Annotated in this window: 17 protein-coding genes and 1 pseudogene; 9 read left to right on the top strand and 9 right to left on the bottom strand. The window is 68.0% G+C overall.

All coding sequences use genetic code 11. The features are described from left to right. Nucleotides 1-78 precede the first annotated feature (78 nt). Nucleotides 79-1137, bottom strand: a complete 1059-nt coding sequence (locus AC5L34_RS22115) for a hypothetical protein (RefSeq protein ID WP_441175023.1) — start codon at nucleotides 1135-1137, stop codon at nucleotides 79-81. Nucleotides 1138-1617: 480 nt separating this feature from the next. Between AC5L34_RS22115 and AC5L34_RS22110 the strand changes: the two genes are divergently transcribed. Together AC5L34_RS22110 and AC5L34_RS22105 are read left to right on the top strand one after the other, a co-directional pair. Beyond that, nucleotides 1618-2946 carry an NAD(P)/FAD-dependent oxidoreductase gene (locus AC5L34_RS22110; RefSeq protein WP_441175146.1) on the top strand — a complete coding sequence of 443 codons (1329 nt, stop codon included), beginning with the start codon at nucleotides 1618-1620 and terminating at the stop codon, nucleotides 2944-2946. Nucleotides 2947-2969: 23 nt separating this feature from the next. Next, nucleotides 2970-4523 carry an aminotransferase class I/II-fold pyridoxal phosphate-dependent enzyme gene (locus AC5L34_RS22105; RefSeq protein ID WP_441175022.1) on the top strand — a complete coding sequence of 518 codons (1554 nt, stop codon included), beginning with the start codon at nucleotides 2970-2972 and terminating at the stop codon, nucleotides 4521-4523. A gap of 358 nt (nucleotides 4524-4881) precedes the next feature. Here AC5L34_RS22105 and AC5L34_RS22100 read toward each other — a convergent pair whose 3' ends face one another. From AC5L34_RS22100 to AC5L34_RS22085, 4 genes are all read right to left on the bottom strand, one after another. After that, a complete protein-coding gene (locus AC5L34_RS22100) occupies nucleotides 4882-5445 on the bottom strand; it encodes a dihydrofolate reductase family protein (protein WP_494826787.1) in 564 nt (187 codons plus the stop codon). 142 nt (nucleotides 5446-5587) lie between these two features. After that, nucleotides 5588-5959 (bottom strand): hypothetical protein, encoded by a 372-nt coding sequence (locus AC5L34_RS22095; RefSeq protein ID WP_494826786.1) that lies wholly within the window; start codon nucleotides 5957-5959, stop codon nucleotides 5588-5590. A gap of 120 nt (nucleotides 5960-6079) precedes the next feature. Then, nucleotides 6080-6427 carry a VOC family protein gene (locus AC5L34_RS22090; RefSeq protein ID WP_494826784.1) on the bottom strand — a complete coding sequence of 116 codons (348 nt, stop codon included), beginning with the start codon at nucleotides 6425-6427 and terminating at the stop codon, nucleotides 6080-6082. A gap of 165 nt (nucleotides 6428-6592) precedes the next feature. Continuing rightward, complete coding sequence (locus tag AC5L34_RS22085) at nucleotides 6593-7384, bottom strand: nucleotidyltransferase domain-containing protein (RefSeq protein WP_494826782.1); 792 nt, start codon at nucleotides 7382-7384, stop codon at nucleotides 6593-6595. A gap of 363 nt (nucleotides 7385-7747) precedes the next feature. Here AC5L34_RS22085 and AC5L34_RS22080 point away from each other — a divergent pair, with 363 nt between their 5' ends. From AC5L34_RS22080 to AC5L34_RS22065, 4 genes are all read left to right on the top strand, one after another. Then, nucleotides 7748-8209, top strand: coding sequence for a GntR family transcriptional regulator (locus AC5L34_RS22080; RefSeq protein WP_494826780.1), 462 nt, complete (start codon nucleotides 7748-7750; stop codon nucleotides 8207-8209). After that, nucleotides 8206-9126, top strand: a complete 921-nt coding sequence (locus AC5L34_RS22075; protein WP_494826779.1) for an ABC transporter ATP-binding protein — start codon at nucleotides 8206-8208, stop codon at nucleotides 9124-9126. The genes AC5L34_RS22080 and AC5L34_RS22075 overlap by 4 nt, the downstream gene beginning before the upstream one ends. Continuing rightward, on the top strand, nucleotides 9123-10187 hold the full coding sequence (locus tag AC5L34_RS22070; protein WP_494826777.1) for an ABC-2 membrane transporter-related protein: 1065 nt from the start codon (nucleotides 9123-9125) through the stop codon (nucleotides 10185-10187). The genes AC5L34_RS22075 and AC5L34_RS22070 overlap by 4 nt, the downstream gene beginning before the upstream one ends. Before the next feature lie 784 nt (nucleotides 10188-10971). Then, the gene (locus AC5L34_RS22065; RefSeq protein WP_441175016.1) at nucleotides 10972-11706 is read left to right on the top strand and encodes an alpha/beta hydrolase; all 735 of its coding nucleotides are present in this window, start codon (nucleotides 10972-10974) and stop codon (nucleotides 11704-11706) included. A gap of 221 nt (nucleotides 11707-11927) precedes the next feature. Here the strand turns inward: AC5L34_RS22065 and AC5L34_RS22060 are convergent, their stop codons facing one another. The 3 genes from AC5L34_RS22060 to AC5L34_RS22050 all read right to left on the bottom strand — a co-directional run bounded on the left by AC5L34_RS22060 (nucleotide 11928) and on the right by AC5L34_RS22050 (nucleotide 15061). Then, entirely contained in the window at nucleotides 11928-12209 is a 282-nt protein-coding gene (locus tag AC5L34_RS22060) for a hypothetical protein (RefSeq protein WP_494826775.1), read from the bottom strand. A gap of 228 nt (nucleotides 12210-12437) precedes the next feature. Then, nucleotides 12438-13910, bottom strand: coding sequence for a tetratricopeptide repeat protein (locus AC5L34_RS22055; RefSeq protein WP_494826774.1), 1473 nt, complete (start codon nucleotides 13908-13910; stop codon nucleotides 12438-12440). Between the two features lie 11 nt (nucleotides 13911-13921). After that, nucleotides 13922-15061 carry an FAD-dependent oxidoreductase gene (locus AC5L34_RS22050; protein ID WP_441175014.1) on the bottom strand — a complete coding sequence of 380 codons (1140 nt, stop codon included), beginning with the start codon at nucleotides 15059-15061 and terminating at the stop codon, nucleotides 13922-13924. 24 nt (nucleotides 15062-15085) lie between these two features. Here AC5L34_RS22050 and AC5L34_RS22045 point away from each other — a divergent pair, with 24 nt between their 5' ends. From AC5L34_RS22045 to AC5L34_RS22035, 3 genes are all read left to right on the top strand, one after another. Next, nucleotides 15086-15811: a TetR/AcrR family transcriptional regulator C-terminal domain-containing protein gene (locus AC5L34_RS22045; RefSeq protein ID WP_441175013.1), complete on the top strand. Its 726-nt coding sequence runs from the start codon at nucleotides 15086-15088 to the stop codon at nucleotides 15809-15811. 165 nt (nucleotides 15812-15976) lie between these two features. Beyond that, nucleotides 15977-16738, top strand: a complete 762-nt coding sequence (locus AC5L34_RS22040; protein ID WP_494826771.1) for an SEL1-like repeat protein — start codon at nucleotides 15977-15979, stop codon at nucleotides 16736-16738. A gap of 169 nt (nucleotides 16739-16907) precedes the next feature. Continuing rightward, nucleotides 16908-17483, top strand: a complete 576-nt coding sequence (locus AC5L34_RS22035; RefSeq protein WP_441175011.1) for a DUF6461 domain-containing protein — start codon at nucleotides 16908-16910, stop codon at nucleotides 17481-17483. Nucleotides 17484-17597: 114 nt separating this feature from the next. On the opposite strand, the pseudogene AC5L34_RS22030 reads toward AC5L34_RS22035, so the two are convergent. Beyond that, nucleotides 17598-17741 (bottom strand): annotated as a pseudogene (locus AC5L34_RS22030) (helix-turn-helix domain-containing protein); the annotation flags it as partial. Between the last annotated feature and the right edge of the window lie 106 nt (nucleotides 17742-17847).

The following is a 17847-nucleotide window of genomic DNA, read 5'->3' as shown; positions in this document are numbered from 1 at the left end:
GTTTGCCTTCTTGCTTGTGCCGCGATCCGCGCCGAGTGCGGAGGCGGAGACTTCCCAGGTGCGGTGGTGGCGGACCGCTCAAGCCGCACCGGGCTCCAGCGGCTCATAGCTGAATTCGGGGCTTGGCGCCAAGGCGATGAGTCGGTCGAGGACGGGCTTTGTATTGGCGCCCCACATCTTGGAGACGACCCAGGTGCGTCCTTGATCGTGCAGGGGTGCGTCGAGGAACCAACGGCCGAGGCGTTTGGTGGATCCCGGGTAGGTCGCTAGGAACGCCTTGGCGAGTTCTTCACCGCTCAGCAGGCCTTCGACTGGCAGGAATCTCGAGCGTGGGATGGCGGTGCTGAGCTGTTGGGCGGTAATTCCTGCCTTGTGTAGGGCTGTCGCCATGGTGAGCACGGCCCAGCGCTTACGCAGAGGACGACTGCGGCCTTCGGGAGTGACGATCTCGTACTGGGTCCAGTCGCGGCCATCGGCACTGACCGCCCGGGCCTGGCTCTGCTTACGACGGATCTGGACGGTCAGTTCGCCGGCCTCGGGCAGCGGGATGATCTGCTGCACGTCCAGCAGCAGCCTTTCGGCGACCTTGTACGGCGTGAGCTTCACGCAACGGATGTCAAGTCCGTACACGTCGGTCAGCCAGAGCACAGTCGTGGTGATCTCACGGTCGAACCCGGCAGCCACGAGTACCAGGCGTACTTCGCGGCTGAGCACCGTCTCCTCCCCGCCGGCGTCCTCGAGGAATTCCGCCAGTCTGGACCGGGCTTCGTCGACCGCTTCGGGTTCGACCTGGGCCAGATAGTGCTCGTGATGTTCGACGAGGTCGTCAAAGGTCATGACGGACACCATCGCGGCATACCGCAGCGCCTGAAGTTCCACGTGACCGCCGTCGTTGGTGCGCTTGAGCTCGATGACGACCAGTCGGCCACTGCGGTCGACTCCCAGCAGGTCGACACGGCGTCGAGCATCGGTGAAGGCTCCGAACTCCTCAGCCACGACCATCACGCCGTCGACGATCATGTCGATTCGCGCGCGAAGCAGCCGCTGCAGGTCAGCCCGCTCCAGCACTTGCTCCGCCGTGAAGGTGGTGGACGGCACCGGCTCCAACACGTTGGACGTCATCTCGTACAGCGGCATCCGGTCATCATTGCAGTGACGGCGGCTCTGCTGGGGAGGCCGCGCGTGAGCACGCAGGGCCCGGTGCTGCCGATCTGGAGCCGATCTCCGTGGCCTTCTGCCTGGGTGCCCAACTGGTGGGCGCCTCCGAGGATCTGACCTCGGTGCCGGCGGGGCGCTGCATCAACGCTTCCTCGGCTGGCTGCGGGGGAGAGGCCACCTGAGGAACGAGCGTCCCAGGGTGCGCATCCATCGCCTCGTACGGCGCCAGCAGTACGGCAGGAGGCTCACTCCGAACGGGTTTGATCCACTGTGGACATAAGCTACGCTCTCCGCCGGGCCTGCCGACTCGATCGGTACGTGCGGCAGAGGCAGCCACCGGCAACGGTGGCCGACGCCGTACGAAACCCCGGGTGACCTGCGTGATCCGCGGACCCCGGGGCCGCTCTTGGGTGGGTTTTCCGCCGCCGCTACCTGCGCCGCCACATCAACGAAGGACCGATTCTGTTGTACGACGCGATCGTCATCGGCGCCCGCTGTTCGGGTGCGTCCACCGCCCTGTTGCTCGCCCAGCGTGGACACCGGGTGCTCGTGGTGGACCGCTCCTCGTTTCCCAGCGACGTCATCTCGACGCACTTCCTCTGGCCGCACGGGATGTCCTACCTGAACCGGTGGGGACTGCTGGACGAGGTCCTGGCGGTCACTCCGGCGCACACCACGGTCGAGGTGGTCAACGACGGCATCTCGCTGACCGGCTCGGTGCCGACCGAGCTGCTGCGTGAGTACTTCCGGGACCTGCACGGCGACGACTCGGGCGTGGTGCAGAGCTATGCGTCCGTGCGGCGGCGGGTGCTCGACGAGATCCTGGTCGGCGCGGCCGCCAAGGCCGGTGCCGAGGTGCGAACCAACTTCACCGTTCGGGAGCTGATCGTCGAGAACGGGCAGGTCGTCGGTATCCGGGGGCGTGCGGTCGACGGAGAGCTGGTCGAGGAGCGGGCCCGGATCGTGGTCGGTGCCGACGGCCGGAACTCGTTCGTCGCCCGCACCCTCGCGTTGCCGAAGTACGACGAGCGGCCCCGCTGCACGTTCGCCTACTGGAGCTACTGGTCCGGCTTCGACCTTGGCCCGGCACAACTGCACCGGCGCGGCCGGTTGGCCTGCGCGGTGGCGCCGACCAACTTCAACCAGAACATGGTCCTGGTCTGGGGGCCGAGTGAGTGGTCGCGGGAGTTTCGCGGTGACGTGCCGGGCAACTACCAGAAGGCGTTGGACTTCGTCAGTCCGGAGCTGGGCGACGTGGTGCGCACCAAGGGGACCAGGGAGGAACGCATCTACGGCACCCTGGACCAGTCGGCCTTCCTCCGGCCACTGCACGGGCCCGGGTGGGTGCTCGTCGGTGACGCCGAGTCGGCCAAGGACCAGTGCACCGCGATCGGCATCACCCACGCCTTCCGCGACGCCGAGCTGGTCAGCGCCGCACTCGGCCGGTGGCTCCGCGGTGACGCGTCGATCGACGAGGCGATGACCGCCTACGGGGACCGCCGCCGGAGCCAGAACGCTGCCGCCTACCACGACTACGTCTGCACCCTTGCCGAGATGCGTCCGTACCGGCACGACGAGTTGCAACTGTTCGTCGCGTTGCGCGGCAACCAGCAGGAGACCGACCGGTTCATCGCCACACACGCCGACGTCGCGCCGGTGTCGGAGTTCTTCCAGGCCTCCAACCTCTTCCTGCTCAACGACGCCGCGAAGGAGTCCTCCGCAGACCACGCGGTCTTCGAGGACTTCGCGGAGACCTCCCGCAGCTACCAGCAGAACCTCTTCGCCTGATGATCCACCAGGGAGACGAAACCGTGACCACCGAGCTGGACCAGCGTGAAGACGGCGAACTGATCGGGATCATCCTCAAGGCGGCACACTGCCGGGACTTCGAGACCATGTCGCGTACCGCGACCGAGGTCTCCGAGATGACCCGTAACTGGGCCACCCACATCCCGTGGGACGACCTCGCGTCGCTCGAAGGCGCCGACGACGAGCTGGCCCAGGTGGTCGCCGACCTCACCGAGATGTGGGAGCCGGCCCACCTGCGCAACCCCGTCGACCCCGACGAGGAGTACGCCCTGGACAAGAACGCGTACGACTTCTACCGGCCCGCCGGCCGCAACCTGCTGACCCGGACCGAGGACTTCTACGGCTGGGTACAGGCCCGTCGCCGCACGGAGACGTGGCAGTACTCCCGGGTGCTGGAGGCGGCACCGGACAGCGTCGCCCAGATCACCAACGACCTGGGCCGGCGGGCCCGCGGCATCAACTTCAACTCGCAGGACTACCTGTCGTTCAACACCCACCCGGCGATCCGGGAGGCGGCGGCCAAGGCGATGCACGACTACGGGCCGCACAGCGCCGGCTCGCCGATGGTGCTCGGCAACACCCGCATCTCCGACGATCTGGAGGCTGCCCTCGGCGACCTGGTCGGGCTCGACCACGTGACGCTCTTTCCGACCGGCTGGGCGGCCGGCTTCGGCGCGGTCGTCGGTCTGGTCCGGCAGTCCGACCACATCCTGATCGACCGGCTGGCCCACTCCTGCCTCCAGCAGGGGGCACGGGCGGCCACCCGGAACGTGGTCCGCTACGAGCACCTCAACGTCGAGGCGGTACGCCGGCACCTGACCGAGATCCGGGCCACGGACACCCGCAACGGCATCCTGGTGGTCACCGATGGGCTCTTCTCGGTGGACGCGGACTGGCCGGACCTCGTCACCCTGCAACGCATCTGCCGGGAACACGATGCCACGCTGCTGGTCGACGTGGCGCACGACCTCGGCTCGATGGGGCCCGGCGGCACGGGCGTGCTGGGGATGCAGGACCTGCTCGGCAGCGTCGACATCGTGATGGGCGCCTTCTCCAAGACGTTCTGCTCCAACGGTGGCTTCGTGGCCTCCAACTCGCCGGCGTTGAAGCAGTACATCAAGATGTTCGGCGGCTCGCACTTCTTCTCCAACGCGCTGTCGCCGGTGCAGACCGCGGTGGTGCGGGAGGCCACCAGGATCATCCGGTCGGCCGAGGGGGACGTGCTGCGGGCCCGGCTCTTCACCGCGATCCACGCCCTGCGCGACGAGCTGACCGGCCGGGGTCTGACCTGCATGGGTGAGCCGTCACCGATCGTGCCGCTACTGATCGGCAACGAGAAGCTGGCGCGGACGGCGAACCGCCTGCTCTTCGACCGAGGGGTGCTGGCATTCATGGTCGAGTTCCCGGTGACCCCGACCGGCTCGTCCCGGTTCCGGCTTCAGGTGCAGGCCGGGCACCGGCCCGAGGAGGCCCGCGAGGCGGCCCGGATCATCGAGGGCGCCATCGCCGACTCCCGGGCGTACCTCTCCAGCGCCTTCGGCAGCGCTCCCCGCTGAGGGCCGTCTCGTAACTCGATGAAAGCGAGTGCCCGGCACCCGGACTGGACCGTCAGCCGGCCGATGCCCGTTCCGGTCTGTGAGCCGTTCGATGCGGACGATGCGGTGATTGGATCCCGGTACCGCCCACCATCGGAGTAACGCAGTGGAGGCACCCTCGGATGAGGGTGCCTCCTGCTGATCGCTTCGCCTTCCGCGGATGACGGCACTCACGAGATCTGGTTCGAAGCGGCCCAGGTGGATCAGCTCATGCGTTGTCGAGGACGACCGCTCGCATCAGCTCTGCGCACTCTGCTGCGGAGGGTGGAGGCGTGCGAAAGATCGCATGCAAGCGTCGGCGCTCGGACAGGGTTGTCGTTCACTGTCCGAGAGGGCGGTAGCGGAGGTGTACGACGCCGTTTCGGAATCGGCGCTCATCGAGGAGTTCGAGGTCGGTGCGCATGCCTGTCGGCAGCCCTGGCTTGCCCCCGCCGACGACAATGGGCAGGACGAGCAGCCGGCACTCGTCGACCAGCCCGGCCTTGAAAGCCTGCGTCGCGAGGTTCGCGCCTCCTACGGTGAGATCGCTGCTGGCCGTGGCCTTCAGTTCGCGTACTGCGGCGGGGTCGAAGCGGCGTTCGAGTCGGGTGTCGGCAGTCGACACCGCGGCGAGGGTCGTGGAATACACGACTTTGCTCGCCGCCTGCCAGGCGCTCGCGAAGTCGGCCATGAGGTCGGACTGCGCGGCCAGAGTGGCGTCGGTCTCCCAGACGACCATCGCCTCGTACAGGCGTCGCCCGTAGAGACACGTGCCCACGGACCGCAGGAGGTCGGTGTGGAACGCGAACACCTCGTCGCCGATCGGGAACCAGTCGAACGCGCCCCGATCGTCCTCGATGTAGCCGTCAAGCGACACGTTCGTCACGTAGATGAGCTTGCCCATGCCGTTACCTCTCGATGGTCGATCAAACTAGATCCAGTCTCGGGCCGTCTCACCACTCCCTTGTCCCGGGAGGCCAGACCGACTGCCCATACCTGTTCTACGAACGACCCGCGGCGGATCCGACACCGTTCCGGAAACGTCCTCAGACTCCCGCCGCTCGGCGCCCGTGATCGTGAAGCACGGACGTCGATGGAGCATCGTCGACTTGGACCTGCACAGGTCCCTCGGCTATGCGCACTGTCAGGAGCTCCTGATCCTGCAGCTCTACGGTTCCACGTAACCGGGAGCCATCCCGCAGGATCGCCTCAGCGCCGTCCACCGCGATCGCGTCGGCCCATCCGAGAATGGCGTCGCCGTCGAGTTCAACGTCGACGGACTCGCCGGCCCTGGGCGGCACACCAACCCACTCTGCCCCCACCGGCACGCCCGCTACCACGGCGTCGACCATCATCGGTGTGCCTGGATGCACCACGAGGACATTTGCTCGCATGCGCCAGATGATCGCAGCCGACATCCGCTTCTGCCGCTGCCAAGGCGCTCGTTGACCGGCGGAGACGTCACGCTCCGCACAAGTCACCAGCTCGCCAGACTCGAAGGGCTTGTCGGGACGGTAGGCCGTTGGCCCTTCTGCCGGTCAGCGGTGGCTGACGACGTTGACCACGTTGCCGTCCGGGTCGCGGACGAAGAAGCGCCGGACGCCCCACTGCTCGTCGGTAATCGGGTGCACAATCTCTGCGCCCGTCGCGCGTACCGCCTCGTAGACGGCGTCGACGTCAGCGACCTCCACGCTGAGGTCCGGGTTTACGGAGGCCGCTGCATCTTTGGTGATGAGGATGACCTGGGCGGTGGGGTCGAACGGTGAGACCAAGTTGACCACCCAGCCCAGGTTCATCTCCTCGTGGAAGCCCAGAAGTTGGTAGAAGCCGCTGCTCGCGACCGGATCGGCGGTTGTGATATCCGGCACGGCACGGCGAATCGTCATGCAGGATTCTGGCACGCGAGGTACCGGCTCGTGCGAGTAGTGGGCCCCGCTCACCAGGCGCCAGGCGGGATGCTGCGGAGCACTCGGACCATGACATGCCGCGGCATCCTGATCTGCCGCCGACCGAGCGTCACTGCCGAGGACAGTGAGCTCCTTGACCGGCAGTCACCGGGTGAGGCCGATGTGTGTGGCACGTTCCGAGGCCAGGATGGTGGCGCTGAGTTCGGTCACGAATGCCCGGACGTCATCGGCGCTGCCGGGGTCGGTGTCCGGGCCGGAGTCGTACCACCAGTCGCGTGCCCAGATGATCAGGTGCGCCCATCGGGGGCGGGCGGTGATGGTCCTGTCGGCGGCCTGCCGTTTGGACAGTTGCTGGCCGTTCTGGAGGCGCTGGAAGGCCCGGCAGAGGGTGAGCACCGCGTAGGACTGGGCCCCGGAGGTGTTCATCTGGGTCACCCAGGCCGGCCAGTCGCGGACGTGGTCCAGCAGAGCCGAGCGGACGCGGTCGGGGTCGACGGCGGGTAGCAGGATGTCGGCCGGCGGGCCCAGCAGGCTGCGGCCGTGATCGTGGACGGCAGACCAGGTCACGAGGCGGTGGGTGGTGGCAGGTAACAGGTGCAGCACTTCGCCGGGGCTGACCCGGGCAACAACATGGTCCCGACTGGTGCCACCGTGCGCCGCGTCGCGTGCGGCAGCCAGTGACACGTATTCCACCTCGATCCTGCCGGCCCATTGCGGGTGTCGCCGGTCAAGGTCTGTGTGCAGTCCGGCGAGCACGGCGAGGAGGTTCTCGTCCGGGTCGCTGTCGAGTACCGCGAGCAGGTCGAGATCACTGCGATCTTCGGCGAAGTCGCCGGCTACCAGCGAGCCGTGCACGTACAGGCCCAGAAGCTCACCAGCCAGCGCGGGACTCCACGCGTCACGAAGATCGGATAGAACCATCTCGGCTGGTGCCACCAGGTCATCCTGCGCTGCGGCCCGCCAGCCCGCCACCGAGTAGGTGTGGGCAGCCGTTGACACGACCCGCACCGACCAGCAACGCCGCCATCCGAATTAGCGGGGCGCGGCCACGCCGGAAGGCGTAGGCAAACGTACATGCCGATGTGCGGGCGCCGTGCGGTCGAGCGCCGGGGGTCGCACCTTTGTGCCCCCCCGAGCTGGTATTCCCTCGTCCGACGGAGTGCATGCCAACCCCCATGACTGCGCGGCCCGCGACCGGTCGTGCGGGTGCCCGGGCACATCCTTGCCATGTTGGTTAACTGGTGTTCTACTTTACCAGAACAATTCGCGATGCCCGGAACGGATAAGGAAGACGACTAAGTGATCAACTTTCATGTCGACCGGTCCAGCAGCGTCCCCGCCTATGCCCAGCTGGTGCGGCAGGTGCGCGAGGGGCTACGGATCGGGACGTTGCAGCCCGGGGACCAACTCCCCACCGTGCGCAGCGTGGTGACCTCGTGCACGGTCAACCCGACCACGGTGCTCAAGGCCTACCGGGAACTGGAGCTGTCCGGCCTGGTGGAGGCGCGACAGGGTGCGGGCACCTTCGTCAGCGGAACGCTCGGTCACGCGGATCCCCATGCCATGGCCCGCTTACGCAGCAGCCTGGCCCGGTGGCTCGGCCAGGCCCGCGAGGCCGGTCTGGAGGACGAGGACGTCCAGGCGCTGCTCGCCTCGGTGATCGCGGAGAACTCGGCGCGCAGGACCCAGGGTGGCGACGACCGGACGCAGGCAGCACCGGCACCGGGCGCTGGGTTCCAGAAGAAGGAAGGCGCCGCATGAGCGAGCAGTCCATCGCCGTGGAAGCCCGCGACGTGGGCAGGCGCTACGGCACCGTTTGGGCGCTACAGAAGTGCAGCTTCCAACTGCCCGCCAATCGGATCATCGCGCTGGTCGGCGCGAACGGCGCGGGCAAGTCGACGCTGATGAGCATCATCGCCGGCACGTTGGCGGCCACCTCCGGCTCGCTGCTGGTCCACGGCCGGCCGGTGGTGAAGGGCAGGTCCACCAACGGGGCTGGTTCTGCCGGGAGCCGGGTCGCGATCCTGGCCCAGGACAAGCCGCTGTACCGGGACTTCACTGTGTCGGACATGCTGCGCTTCGGAAGGTCCACCAACCGGGTGTGGGACCAGCGGCGGGCGCTGTCGTGGCTTCAGCGCTTCGACATCCCGCTGGACCGGCGCTGCGGCAAGCTGTCCGGCGGGCAGCGGGCGCAGGTCGCACTGGCGGTCGCCCTGGGTTCCCGCCCGGCGGTGCTGCTGTTGGACGAGCCTCTCGCGAACCTGGACCCGGTGGCCCGCACTGAGGTGACCGGTGAACTCATGGCGGAGGCCGCCGACGGCGACATGACGGTCATGCTGTCTACCCACATCGTCGCCGAGCTCAGTGGCGTCGGTGACCATCTGCTGCTGCTCGACGCGGGACGGCCCGTGCTCACCGGCGATGTCGAGGAGTTGCTCGACAGCCACGTGCGGCTGACCGGGCCCCGCGCGGACCAACCGCCTGGCCCGGGCGCGATCGTCCAGGCGCAGCACACTGACCGCCAGTCCACGTTCGTCCTCCGGCAGCCAGCGCCACCGATGGCGCACGCCGTCGTCGCCCCCGGCTGGACCGCCCAGCCCATCACCCTGGACGAGCTGATCCTGACCTACCTCAAGGCATCGTCCAAGGCACATCGTGATCTGGAGACAGCAGCATGAGCCCGGTCACCCACGCGCCCGCCGCCACGAACCGCCAGGACGATCTCGGGTCCGCCGAGGGCGTCCGCGGTCTGCTGTGGCTGACCTGGCGTCAGCACCGCTGGACCCTGATCGGCATGCTCGTCCTGGCCGCAGTCCTGGTGGGCTGGATGACCTACCTGTCCATGGAACTGACGGACCTGTGGCACCAGTGCGGCAACGCGTACTGCCCGGAGAACTCCCCGCAGGGCGAGCGGCTCGCCGGGTCCTCGAGCCTGGTCCTGACCTTGGGTGCCCTGTCGCGGGTGGTGCAGTACATGCCGCTGCTGATCGGCGTGTTCATCGGCGTCCCGGTGCTGACCAGGGAGCACGAGCAGCGAACCCTGCTGCTGGCCTGGAGCCAAGACGTCTCCCCGACGCGCTGGCTGTGGACCAGGCTCGGCCTACTCGGCCTGTTCGTGGCGGCTGTGACCGCGGCCGTCGCCGGCGTCAGCGACCACCTGGAGCGAATGAGGACTCTGGTCGCTCCGGGAACCCTGTTCGACTACGTGCCGTTCCTGAACACCGGGATGCTGCCGGTCGTGATCAGCATCTGCTGGTTCGCGGTCGGCGTCGCACTCGGCGCCGCGATCAGACGCACGCTCCCCGCCGTGTTCGGCGTGATCGCGGGTTTCATCGGCCTGACCTATTTCGTCCAGTGGCGCTACCCCACCCTCATGAAGCCGTTGTCCGCGCACCTGCAGGTGGGCGGGCCGGACGGCGGTCTGTTGCGCGACAACGCCCTGGTCGTCAAGGGCGGCATGATCGACTACGGCAGCGACGGTCCGTCCGGCGCGTTCGACGCCTCTGGACGCCAGCTCAGCGGCGTCGAGCTGCAACGCCTCTGCCCGCCCGACAACGATGCCGCCACGATGCTCTCCTGCTACTCCAACAACCATCTCCTGCAGCACCTGCAGTACCAGCCGGGCAGCCGGATTCCCGACTTCCATCTGATCGTCGCGACCGGCTACCTGGGCCTGACCGCGGTGGCCCTCGCCGCCGTCTGGATAATCGTCCGCCGCACCAACCTCAGCGCAGGCTGACCCTCAGCGCCGAGGTGTCGCATCCCTCGGCGATGACCGCGGCGTGCCGCAGGATGATTTCGATGCGGAAACCCGAACGAAGATGGTCGGCCGGTACGCCGGCCGACCATCTCGACGATGACGCGCTGTCCGCTCATGCCGCCGACCGCGCGTCACGGGGCAGAGCCGCTGTCCATGGCTGGCGGTGCGCGGTCGTGTCGAGAAAAGTGCACCGGCCCGGAGGTCGCTACGCTGCTGTGTGTGAGCTACGACCTGTACTTCTGGTCGTCCGGGCCCACGCTGGTAATCCGACTGGCACAGTCACCGGGTAGCGCAGTGGTCAGTGTCCGCGTCGATGGCGCACCATGGATCTGGTGCTGGCCACACGGATAGAGACGCTGCTCGACCTGCTGTAGCGACTCGCAGAGCAACAAGTGTCGGCGTACTGGTTGTCGTGCAGAGCCGCGTACGACCAAGCACTGGCCGGACCTTGAGGTTCCGCCTCCGCCGGTCGGGGCAGGGCGGGGCTCAGGAAGGAAACACCAGGGTCACGTCGTTGGACGTGATCGGTGAGCTCACATCGCACCTGACCGCATGCGGCCTGTCCGTGGCATCCGGCCACGGAGCCCGCCACAGAAAACACGTTGGCGGATCACGGGCCCGCTGCTAGTTTTCCCGAGGCCGTGCGAGAGACCGAGGAGGTGGTACCCGTGAACGTTTCGACATGGGTGCTCCCCTCTGGGGTCACGGTCGGGCGATAGGTCGTCCGGGAGCGCCGTTCACGAGCACTCCGAAAGGCACGACCATGCGCTTCACTACTGAGCAGCGCCTCGATGACGGCGTCCTCGAACGCGAATTCACCCTCGACGGGATCCCCGGCATCCTGTGGACGCCCGAAACCGCCTCGGCACCGGTCCCGCTGATCCTGCTCGGGCACCCCCCGCTCGGACTGCACAAGATGTACCCCCGCCTGGTGGCGCGGGCCCGGCACGCTGCGGCGGATGGCTTCGCCGCAGCCGCCATCGAGCTGCCCGGCAGCGGTGACCGGCCCCGTTGGGCCGCCGCCGAGCAGGCCCGCGCCGACCTGCGCCGGGCTATGGAGGCCGGCGAGCCGGTCAGCGACGAGATCATCGACGCCCTCGTCCTTCCGCTCGTCGACAAGGCGGTCCCGGAATCGCAGGCCGCCCTGGATGCCCTCCTGTCGCTGCCCGAGATCGGCGGCCCGGTCGGGTACTCGGGGGGAGTGATCTCCATCGGCATCCGGCTGGCGGTGGTCGAGCCGCGCATCGTGGCCGCCGGCCTCTTCGCAGGGAGCTTCGTGCCTCGCACCATGTTCGAGGAGGCCCGACAGGTCACCATTCCGCTGCATGTCCTGCTGCAGTGGGATGACGAAGGCAACGACCGGCAGGCGGCCCTGGACCTGTTCGACGCCTTCGGCTCCGTGGAGAAGACGCTGCACGCCAACATGGGCGGACACACCGGTGTCCCTCACTTCGCAGGGCAGGACGCGGCAAGGTTCTTCGCCCGGCATCTTCGCTAGCCGCAGACCCGGAGGCCCACCACCAGGCCAGCAGCAGGCGGTAGGCGGCGCCGGCCGGCACGTCACTCATCGAGGACAGGCCCCGGCTCTCCTCGATGGCGGTGGCCAGCAGTCGTACGACCGCCGCGATCGCGCCGGTACCGGGCCATCGGCGGTACCGGCCGATCGGGGCGGAGTTCTGTTCCTGGTGACCGGCTTGATCTCTGCAAGATCAGCTGTACCTACTTCTGTACTTCAAGGGGGCCGTCGGCGCTGCCTCCACGCACGTGCAACATGATGGAATCAACGGGGTCGTCTGACCCGATGTTGAGTTCGATGCTCCAGGTGGGCCCGGTCAAGTGGCCCCACGCCGGATTGGAGAGGTCGACGTCCCGGAAGCTGTCGACTAGCCGCTGCCTGACGTCGCTCGCGGCAGCCAGGACCGGCGGTTCATGGTCCTCTGGCAACTCGTCGATCGAGTTGGCGTGCGGTGGCGCCTTGAAGATGAATACATCCCAGCTCAAGGTGTCTTCGCCCCTCGTCGTGCTGCCGCGTCAGTGTAGTGAAAGCAGGCAGGTCGCCAGGGTGCGACGGTCGGGAGGCAGCCGGGGCGGGTTGAGGTTCGTACTGCTCGGACGTCCTCAACTGCCGCCGACCGCGCGGTCGCGCCGAGAAAGTGCGTGTGACCATGGCGAGGTCGAGGTTGGGCCTCGTGCGCCGATGGCCTGGTACGGCAAGGGCAGTCGGACGGGTCAGGCGTAGCGGGGCTCGCTGATTCGGCGGCGGAACTCCGCGTGAGCGGTCTGGAAGACGTCGTTGAGCCGCTCGGTCTCAGTCTCGGTCGGTTCTCGCCGCAGTCCGACATCGATCTTGAAGTCGCCGTCGACGATTGCCACGTCGAGGCGGTCGAGCAGGTCCGCGGGAAGCCTGGTGATGACGAACTCGCGGAACGCGTCGGCGATCGTGCCCGCCATGTCGCCGCACCCGCAGGTGCGGCCATCCAGGACCGCACCGAGATGGCTGCGGCCGACGATCGCGTCCGGGTGTACGGGATCCATCACGGCCAGGCCCTCCTCCAGGACCGTGCGGGCCTCCGACAACCGTGCCTCATGCTGGAGGAACAGACCGAGAGCGATACAGGCCCGCCCGACCGTGTCATGGTCGCTGCCGCGGCGCGCCTGGTGCACTGCCTCGGTCAGCCGTTGCTCCGCCAGGCCCACCTGGCCGGCCTCCTTCAGCGCGAGACCCCAGTTGCGCAGCACCTGGCTGCGCAGCTCCGGACGACCGATGCGCTCCGCTCGCGCCTGCGCCGACGCGTACGTGCGCAGCCCCGCCTCGGCATCGCCGGCTTCGTCCTGGGCCATCGCCAAGCCGAGCGCTGCCATCAGCGCCTCCTCCTGCCGGCCCTGGCGGTCGTACGAAGCGAGCACGCGCTCGATCGCATCGATCCGCCCCGCCCGGTCACCGAGACCACGGCCGAGGTTCGCCAGCGAGGACAACGCGTTGAGCGTCGCCTGGTGGTCAATGCCGAGCCGCTCCTCCAACGCAGCGACCAGGGAGGTGAGCAGGGCCTCGGATGCCGGGTCGTCATGGTTGAGCATCTGGGTGACGACGTGCCCGACCTGCTCGACGACCTCGTCCGGCAGCTGGTGCAGGCCCACGAAGAGCGGCTCGCCGGTGCCACCGGCGTGCACAATCGCTGCTCGCAGCGCCAACGCGGAGGCCACCCGCTCGTGCCCGTTGCGCCACAGGTTGGCCACCGCCTCCTCGACGACCTGCCGGGCACCTGCCACGTCGCCACGCTGCCGCAGCAGGTCCGCCAGCGGCTCGAGGCCGAACGCGTACCCGGCATGCTCGCGACCGTAGAAGGCGAGCCGTTCCTGAACGCCCTGGCGTAACTCCGTCTCGGCCTCGTCGAGTCGTCCAGCCATGCGCAGCGCCGAGCCCAGATTGAGCCGGTAGGTCAACTGGTCCTTGCGGGACTCCTGATCGCGCGGCGTCGCGGAGACGGCACGGCGGTAACACTCGATCGCGCGGTCGCGTTGATCGGCGTTGAGCAGCACATTGCCGAGGTCACACTGGGCCGAGGCCCATTCCGGGCTGCCGTGACCGTGTTTGTCCGTGACGGCCTGCAACTCGCGCGTCATGACGTTCTCGGCGTCGCCCATACGGCCCTCCCGCAACAACGCGAAGGCCACCTCGACCGGAGTGAGGGATGTCGTCACGATCCGCAAGCCTAGGGCCCGCCCACTGCGGGTGCCGGCTCGGTAGGCCCTGGCGTGAAGAAGCGGACGATGTCGTCGGCCGCGGTGGGGGAGAGCATCATTGCCTGGACCCGTGCGGACATCTCGGAGATCGGGTGGATCCTGGTGAACATCGCCTCCTCGTACGTCCGGATCGCCGAGTCGGGGTCGGCGGGGTTGGTGGCGAGTTCGGCGGCGAGTTCGGCGGCGTCGAGCATGGCTTGGTTGGCGCCCTCGCCGACCGGCGGCATGAGGTGCGCGGCGTCACCGATGAGGGTGATGCCCGGCTGGTGGGCCCAGCGTGTAACGGTGGGCATCGTCTCGATCCTGCGTGGGTTCGGCGGGCCGTCGCCGGCTTCGATGAGTGCGGTGAGGCTGGGGTCCCAGCCATCGAACATGTCCAGCAGAGCGCGCTTGCTGCGGTAGGTGTACAGAGGGCGATCGTCCGCGCGTAGGGAGATGCCGACTCGGATGCTGCCGTCGCCGAGGCGTTGTGCTGCCAGGATCTGGTTCACGCCGATGCACCACAGGTTTCCGGGGCCGACCAGATCGGCGAGATCCGGGTGGCGCCGGTCGGCGTCGTGGACGCTCAGCTCCACCAAGGTGGCCACGGAGGACAGCCTCGCGTCGGTCAGCAGCGACCGGACGACCGAGCGTGCGCCGTCCGCGCCGATGAGCACGTCGCAGTCGGCGCGGTGGCCGCCATCGAACGTCAGCCCGAAGCCTCCGTCTGGTTGTGGCGTCGCCGCGACGAGCCGGCGCTGCCACACGACCGTGTCGGCGGGCAGCGAATCGAGCAGAAGATCACGCAGTGCGCCGCGGTCGATCTCGGGGCGTCCGGAGAACGAGCCGGGTTGTGGTTTGTGGTGCACGAGGGTGCGTCCGGCCGGGTCGAGGATGCGATGTTCCTCGCCCTCGGGCCGCGCCTCGGACCGGAACCGGTCGGCGAGGCCCGCATCGGCCAGGGCCTGTTGCCCGGACTCCGGGTGCAGGTCGAGCGATCCGCCCTGCGATCGCGCGGATCGGCTCGCCTCGCGTTCGTACACCACCGCGCCGATGCCGTGCCGGTGCAGGATCCGGGCCAGCGTCAGGCCGCCGAGGCCACCGCCGGCGATCGCGATTCGCATCGTCATCTCCGTTACCGTACGGTGTATCTTATGGATACGCCGTACGGTAACGCATTCCTGCCCGTCTGGGAACGGCCCGAGCCCCAGCCCCGGGCGGCGCCGGTGCCGCTGAGCCGCGCGAAGATCGCCGCCACGGCAATCCGGCTCGCCGACGCACACGGTCTCGACGGGCTGTCGGTACGCAAGATCGCCAAAGAGCTCGGCGTCGGTCCGATGAGGCTCTACGACTACGTGATCAACAGATCCGAACTGCTCGATCTGATGGTCGACACCGTGTACGCCGAGATCGCCGAGGCCGACCAGCACTCCGAGTGGCGCGCCACGGTGCTGGCCCTCGCCCGGGCGACCCGCGAAGCCGCCCTTGACCATGAGTGGTTCGCCGACCTGCTCGGCGCAAGGCCGCACATAGGACCTCACGCGCTCGCCGTGGGCGAATCGACCGCGGCGGCGCTCAGCCAGGCCCCCGGCGTGCGCGGCGTCGACGATCTGCAGCGGGCGGTGGACGCCCTCAACGCGTTCGTCGTCGGAGCGGTCCGCAGGGAGATCACCGAGCGACGCACCGCCCGTTCCACCGGCACCGACGTGTCCGCTTGGCAGGCTGCCCTCGGGCCCTACCTGACACGCATGCTCGAAACAGGCCGCTATCCCACCGTCGCCCGGCTCGTCATCGACGGCGCCCACCTCGACGCCGAGGAAACCTTCCATCACACCCTGATCACGATCCTGGACGGCATCACCAGTTATCCCCGCACGTGACCCACCGCTCGTATGTCAGTGCCAACTCGAGCAGCCGCTCACGGCTCTGCCGAGATGAGTGCGTAGAGGACTCGCGTCGCTGGACGCATCGGGGGTAGTCCGGATCCATGCGCAACGCAGAACCGCGGATACTGCGACATGCACGGTGTTGCCAGAATCGGCGGTATGGGTTCACGGGCGCGATGGGCAGCCATCGTCGATCGCTTGTCGTCCTCCTACGCCGAAACGTTCGCCGCAGAGTTCGCGCGTGTGGCGTTCCGCAGAGCGAGGCGGCCACGGGCGATCGCTGCTCTGGTCCGGGCCGCGGAGGAGATGTCGGCCGAGGGCGAGCACGCTATCGCAGAGGCCCTATACCGCAAGGCGGCAGAAGCCGGAGACGACCGGGCCGTCGTGAAGCTGGTCAACTGGCCCGGTATCCGGGAGGACCCCGCTGCGATGGAGGCCGTATATCGGGCGGCGATCACGGCCGGTGACGTTCAGTCGATGGCGTCTCTGGCGGCGCTGCGCACCCGGCAGGGAGACACGGCCGAAGCTCGCGTTTTGTTCACGAAGGGCATCGAGTCCGGCGACGTCAACGCGTTGACGATGTATGCAGCCTTCCTGCGCAACCACGGCGAGCCCGGCGAGCTCAATGAGGCGATGGAGCATCGCCGTCGCCAGATGGAGGCCGGCGACACCGGTGCTCTGCCGATCCTCGGCGCGCTCTTGCTGACGGCGCCACAGCGACAGGTCGAAGCGGAGGCCGTGCTACGTCGAGGTGCCGCGCTGCTGGAGAACCGTTGCCGATGCCTGCTCGCTGCGCTGCTGTCGGACCGGGGTGCGACCGGTGAAGCAGCTGAGTTGGTCCGGCGGGTACGCGCCACCGGTGACGACCTGGTACGTAGCTACGCCGAGCAGCTTGCGGAGGAGTACGAGTTGTCCTCCTGATCTCTCGGACCAACAGCAGTACGCGTCGCGCGGCCCTCGCGACTGAACATCCGGATCTGCCGCGATCCGCTCGATGTGTTCGCGGCGCCAGTCCGCTGAAGTGACCTCGGACGCTACGGGAGGTTGGGAGGAGGCCGCGCGCCCGTCGGGAGCGATCGACAATGGCCGCGTGCTTTCCGACGTTCTTGCCTACTACAAAGACCTTGAGACCACTGGACTGCCGGTGGCGATGTGCTGGACGGTGACACAGCCGCTCGGCGCTGCCCTGACCCTCGAGGACGTCGCGTCCCGCCTTGGTGGCGACCCCGACGATCTCGAAGTGCTCGACCTGTCCGAAGCCTACGAGATCGGCCCGAACGACGGATGGGTCCTGCATCTCGATCAGGCAGGCCCTGCTGTCACCATCTTCGAGAACAACGGCTTCCAGGGCACCCGCCCGGAGGTGCTGCGGGCGCTCAGCATCGACGCGAAGGTTCACAGTGCCTGGTGGGATGTCGACGCGATGACACGGTTCAGCTTTGCCACACAGGGCGAGCTCATCACCACGACGGAAACTGGCTGGCCACGTGCAGGAGTCAGACCCGACGCGCTCGACGCCGAGCTTGCTGATCTCTACGACGCCATGCGGACTCCCGGTCTACGGGTGGCAGGAATGCTCGCTGCCGTCGAGCGCCGTACCGGTATCCGTCTTGATCGCGACTGGTTCGATCGCCCACACGAAGCCATCGTGATTGCTCGCCCGTGAACCAGCACGGCCGCGGCAGTGCCGAGCGCCCTTCCGCTGATCAGAGGGCGTCCTGACACGGACACCCGCCGGCTAGGCCCTCGAAGATCACAGATGACACATGCACATCTCGGCATAGCGCAGCGCCCACCGCTTCGCCGTCGGCCAGGACACGTCATAGCGTTCCGCGGCACGGGCGACCGGCCAGCCCTCATCCACGATCAAACGCGCCAGGCGAAGACGTGCACGAGGAGTCAAAGCGGCGTTAGCGTGGGACACGAAGGCCTCCTGGTTGGCGGAGCGGTTCCTAGCCCGTGTTTCATATGTCCCGGAGGTACTGGTTGATGGCCGCGATGGTCAGGGTGGCCTCGTAGCGCACGGCTAG

This window comes from Micromonospora sp. ZG13 (assembly GCF_059359355.1).
The sequence above is the reverse complement of the archived record's forward strand: the minus strand, read 5'-3'. Positions and strand labels throughout refer to the sequence as shown.